Raw genomic sequence first — 4521 nt, 5'->3', positions numbered from 1 at the left:
AAATCGGTTCCGGGCAGACGGCCCGGGAAGCCACGGTGTTTCAGCATCGCCCGCCCTCCGAACCGAGGGCCACCGCGCGGGGCGAAAGGGGGGCGGGCCCGCGGGCCCGCCCCACAGTATTACTTGTACTTGCCGGTGTAGACGGGCTCGGTCGTGATGGGCTCGGGGTCGACCACCACGTACTCTTCTTCTTGCTGACCGCCGCAAGCGGCAAGCCCGAACAGACCAAGCATTGCAAGCACTTTGATGCTCTTGGACATCTTTTTCTCCTGTCAGGTTCAACGGAACCGACAAAGCCCTCTGGCCTTGCCTGTCCTCGCTCCGAGGTTTCGATTGCTTGGGTGCAATCGGATTTCAACATAGCCCAAGTTTTGCGGGGACAATATCTGCCTCGCGCTGCAAAGCGGATATGTGACTGCAAAGACGCAGTCTGCCCACCGTATGAGCAAAATCTCCCAAGATGTTGTGCAGGCATCAGAAAGCCTCCCAGATGCAGTTGCCTTCAGCGTGGGAGTAGGCCTCAAAATACTGCCTCACCTCAGGCGCCGGATCGCCGAAGGCGACCGGTTCGGCCATGAGGGAGATCACGATGCGCGATGGCTCGGGGCCGATCGCCGCGAGCCGCGGCAGCGCGAAGGACTCGCATAGATAATCCATGTCGGATGACACCTCTTCGTAAAGTCTCGGCGCCTCCCCCCCGATCTCGGGTGCGAGGAAGCGAAAGCGGTAGACCAGACCGTCGCCGGGCTGGTCCCAAATGACATCCTCGAAGCTGACCGGCATCCCGGAGGGCACCACGACGGGCTCGCCCGCCGCCGGCATCGCTGCCGCGGCAACGAGGAGAATCACCGGCAGGTTCAACATCATCTGGACCACCTGAGCCAGCGGGCACGGTTGCCCGGGTCCTCGAGAACGGCGGCGATGCGTCTCGCCGCCAACGCTCCGGGGGCCGCCGCGTCTAGCTGTCCGCCCGCCCGCAGCACGGTGCCCCCGTCTTCGGTCCGCACCGACACGCAGGGCGAGAAGCCGCGCAGGTCGCGCAAGGCACGCCAGACGTCCTGCCGCACCTGGTGGGCCAGCCGGCCCCGGCGCGTCACCGGCGGCAGGCGCGTCTCGACCACGAGGTCAAATCGCGCCGGCCAGCGGCGGGCCAGGATCAGAACGCCCTCCTCCTCGTGCATATGCCATGCCCCGCGGGCCATTCCCCCTCCCCTGTCCGGATCAGAGCGGAATGTTGTCGTGCTTCTTCCACGGATTCGAGAGCTGCTTGCCCCGCAGCATCGCGAAGGCGCGGCTCACCCGGCGACGGGTCGACCGCGGCTGGATCACCTCGTCGATGAAGCCGCGCTCGGCCGCCACGAAGGGGTTGGCGAACCGGCCCTCGTAATCAGCGGTGTGCTTGGCGATCTTCTCGGGGTCGCCGAGATCGGCGCGGTGGATGATCTCGGTCGCGCCCTTGGCGCCCATCACCGCGATTTCGGCGGTGGGCCACGCATAGTTCACGTCGCCGCGCAGGTGCTTGGAGCTCATCACGTCATAGGCGCCGCCATAGGCCTTGCGGGTGATGACGGTGACCTTGGGCACCGTTGCCTCGCCATAGGCGAAGAGCAGCTTGGCGCCGTGCTTGATGACGCCGCCGTATTCCTGACCGGTGCCCGGCAGGAAGCCCGGCACGTCGACAAAGGTCAGCAGCGGGATCTCGAAACAGTCGCAGAAGCGCACGAACCGTGCCGCCTTCTTCGAGCTGTCGATGTCGAGACAGCCCGCCAGCACCATCGGCTGGTTGGCGATCACGCCCACGGTCTGGCCCTCGAGCCGGATGAAGCCGGTGATGATGTTCTTGGCGTGCTCTTCCTGGATCTCGTAGAAGTCGCCCTCGTCCGCGACCTTCAGGATCAGTTCCTTCATGTCGTAGGGCTGGTTGGCGTTCTCGGGGATGATCGTGTCGAGCGAATCCTCGAGCCGCGCCACGTCATCGAAAAACGGCCGCACCGGCGGCTTCTGGCGGTTGTTGAGCGGCAGGAAGTCGACGAGGCGGCGCACTTCGGCCAGGGCCTCGACGTCGTTCTCGAAGGCACCGTCGGCGACCGAGCTCTTCCTGGTGTGGGTCGAGGCGCCGCCCAGCTCTTCGGCCGTCACCACCTCGTTGGTCACGGTCTTCACCACGTCGGGGCCGGTGACGAACATGTAGGAGGTGTCCTTCACCATGAAGATGAAGTCGGTCATGGCGGGCGAATAGACCGCGCCGCCGGCGCAGGGGCCCATGATGACGGAGATCTGCGGCACCACGCCCGAGGCGAGCACGTTGCGCTGGAAGATCTCGGCGTAGCCCGCGAGGCTGTCGACACCCTCCTGGATGCGGGCGCCGCCCGAGTCGTTGAGACCGATCACCGGGGCGCCGTTCTGCATGGCCATGTCCATGATCTTGCAGATCTTCTGCGCGTGGGTGGCCGAGACCGACCCGCCGAGGACGGTAAAATCCTGGCTGAAGACATAGACCATGCGACCGTTGATGGTGCCCCAGCCGGTGATCACGCCGTCGCCGTACGGACGGTTGTTCTCCATGCCGAAATCGGTGCACCGGTGGGCGACGAACATGTCGTATTCTTCGAAGCTGCCGTCGTCGAGGAGAAGCTCGATCCGCTCGCGCGCGGTCAGCTTTCCCTTGGCGTGCTGCGCGTCGATCCGCTTCTGGCCACCGCCGAGGCGCGCACCTGCGCGCCGGTCTTCCAGTTCGTGCAGAATGTCTTTCATCGCCGTCCCTTTCGTTTGGCGTGACCATACAGAGGCGGCTTTCCCACTCAAGTCAAATTCGGCAAATTTGCAAAGCTTGGAAATGGCATTGTGAGCTAATTGCAAAAGAGCAAATAGACCGGGGTCAGGCTTTCCCGAATGGACAAACCGCGCGGGGGACCATACGGCTCTAGCCATGCAAAATGGACCCATGGTTCGCTTTCTGGACCGCTCGACCCCGCCACATATTGTCACGCTGATCCTGCTGGCCGGGCTGTCGGCGCTTGCGATGAACGTGTTCCTGCCGTCTCTGCCCAGGATGACCGAGCATTTCCACACGGAATACCGGGTCATGCAGCTGTCGGTGGCGATCTACCTCGGGGTGAACGCGCTTCTGCAGATCATAATCGGGCCGATCTCGGACAAGTTCGGGCGACGCCCCGTGATTCTCTGGGGCCTGGTGCTGTTCCTCGGGGCGACGCTCGGCTGCATCTTCGCCCCCGACATCGCCACCTTCCTCACCTTCAGGATGTGCCAGGCCGTGGTCGTCACGGCCATGGTGCTGAGCCGTGCGGTGGTCCGGGACATGGTACCGCAGGACCAGGCGGCGTCGATGATCGGCTACGTGACCATGGGCGTCGCAGTCGTGCCGATGGTGGGCCCGGTGTTCGGCGGCATGCTCGACGAGGCCTTCGGCTGGCAGTCGACCTTCTGGCTCCTGTTCATCCTCGGTGCGCTGATCCTGTGGATGAGCTGGCGCGACCTCGGCGAGACCTCGGTATCGCGCGGGCTGTCGCTGATGCAGCAGTTCCGCGAATACCCCGAGCTCTTCCGCAGCCCGCGCTTCTGGGGCTACGCGCTGACCTGCGCGCTCTCGTCGGGTGCCTTCTTCGCCTATCTCGGCGGCGCGCCCTTCGTGGGCTCCGAGGTGTTCCACCTCTCGCCCGCGGCGCTGGGGTTCTTCTTCGGAGCACCTGCCGTGGGCTACTTCATCGGCAACGGCCTTTCGGGGCGCTACTCGGCGCGGGTCGGCATCAACCGCATGATCCTCTGGGGCTGCGTGCTGAACGCCGCCGGACTCGGCACGGCGCTGATGGTCTTCGCCGCGGGCTTCCAGTCGGAATGGACCTTCTTCGGCTTCATGACCTTCGTCGGCCTCGGCAACGGCATGACCATCCCCAACGCCACCGCCGGCGCGCTGTCGGTGCGGCCGCATCTCGCGGGTACCGCCTCGGGCCTCTCGGGCGCGATCATGATCGGCGGCGGCGCGGCGCTCTCGGCGCTGGCGGGCGCGCTGTTGCAACCCGGCACCGGCGCGTGGCCGCTGCTCTGGCTGATGTTCGCCACCGGCGTCGCCTCGATCGTGTCGATCCTGCTGGTGATCCGCCGCGAGCGCCGCCTCGCCGGGCTTGCCCTCTGAGCCCGGCCCCGTCCGGCCCATCCTGACCTCCGCACACGCGCGCCCTCTGGACGTGGCGCGCGAGATTTGCAAAGAACGTCACCACCCGGCGCTAAGCTGCAAAGCCACCCTGCCCTGCAGGCCGCCCCGCCGGGTGACGGAGGAGGAGACATGCCCACACGCAAGCTTTATGCTGGCGCCAAGCTGCGCGACCTGCGCGGCCGCCTCGGCCTGACGCAGAAGGATTTCGCCGGAAAACTGGGGATCTCGCTGCCCTACCTGAACCAGATGGAGAACAACAACCGCCCGGTCTCGACCACAGTGAGGAGGGGGCTGGCGCATGAAGGCGGCTTCGACGTCACAAAGAGGGGACAGGGCGACAGCGAACG

General features: G+C 65.5%; 6 protein-coding genes. 2 read left to right on the top strand and 4 right to left on the bottom strand.

Annotated elements, in window-relative coordinates; all coding sequences use genetic code 11:
- Positions 1-119 precede the first annotated feature (119 nt).
- The 4 genes from HC022_RS19620 to HC022_RS19605 all read right to left on the bottom strand — a co-directional run bounded on the left by HC022_RS19620 (position 120) and on the right by HC022_RS19605 (position 2754).
- The gene (locus tag HC022_RS19620; RefSeq protein ID WP_165617147.1) at positions 120-260 is read right to left on the bottom strand and encodes a hypothetical protein; all 141 of its coding nucleotides are present in this window, start codon (positions 258-260) and stop codon (positions 120-122) included.
- A gap of 214 nt (positions 261-474) precedes the next feature.
- A complete protein-coding gene (locus HC022_RS19615) occupies positions 475-867 on the bottom strand; it encodes a DUF6497 family protein (RefSeq protein ID WP_167453547.1) in 393 nt (130 codons plus the stop codon).
- Positions 864-1202: a hypothetical protein gene (locus tag HC022_RS19610; protein WP_167453546.1), complete on the bottom strand. Its 339-nt coding sequence runs from the start codon at positions 1200-1202 to the stop codon at positions 864-866. The genes HC022_RS19615 and HC022_RS19610 overlap by 4 nt, the downstream gene beginning before the upstream one ends.
- A 19-nt stretch (positions 1203-1221) precedes the next feature.
- Positions 1222-2754: an acyl-CoA carboxylase subunit beta gene (locus HC022_RS19605; protein ID WP_008884675.1), complete on the bottom strand. Its 1533-nt coding sequence runs from the start codon at positions 2752-2754 to the stop codon at positions 1222-1224.
- Positions 2755-2929: 175 nt separating this feature from the next.
- Here HC022_RS19605 and HC022_RS19600 point away from each other — a divergent pair, with 175 nt between their 5' ends.
- Together HC022_RS19600 and HC022_RS19595 are read left to right on the top strand one after the other, a co-directional pair.
- Positions 2930-4153 carry a multidrug effflux MFS transporter gene (locus tag HC022_RS19600; protein WP_040384161.1) on the top strand — a complete coding sequence of 408 codons (1224 nt, stop codon included), beginning with the start codon at positions 2930-2932 and terminating at the stop codon, positions 4151-4153.
- A gap of 150 nt (positions 4154-4303) precedes the next feature.
- On the top strand, positions 4304-4521 hold a 218-nt coding region (locus HC022_RS19595), incomplete at its 3' end, for a helix-turn-helix domain-containing protein (protein WP_167453545.1).

Origin of the sequence: Salipiger sp. HF18 (assembly GCF_011806505.1) — a bacterium.
GTDB classification, from domain to species: domain Bacteria; phylum Pseudomonadota; class Alphaproteobacteria; order Rhodobacterales; family Rhodobacteraceae; genus Salipiger; species Salipiger thiooxidans.
The sequence above is the reverse complement of the archived record's forward strand: the minus strand, read 5'-3'. Positions and strand labels throughout refer to the sequence as shown.

Coding starts and splice junctions, on each gene's coding strand:
- HC022_RS19605 (WP_008884675.1), bottom strand. CDS start 2,754: ATGAAAGACATTCTGCACGAACTGGAAGACCGGCGCGCAGGTGCGCGC.
- HC022_RS19610 (WP_167453546.1), bottom strand. CDS start 1,202: ATGGCCCGCGGGGCATGGCATATGCACGAGGAGGAGGGCGTTCTGATC.
- HC022_RS19615 (WP_167453547.1), bottom strand. CDS start 867: ATGATGTTGAACCTGCCGGTGATTCTCCTCGTTGCCGCGGCAGCGATG.
- HC022_RS19620 (WP_165617147.1), bottom strand. CDS start 260: ATGTCCAAGAGCATCAAAGTGCTTGCAATGCTTGGTCTGTTCGGGCTT.
- HC022_RS19600 (WP_040384161.1), top strand. CDS start 2,930: ATGCAAAATGGACCCATGGTTCGCTTTCTGGACCGCTCGACCCCGCCA.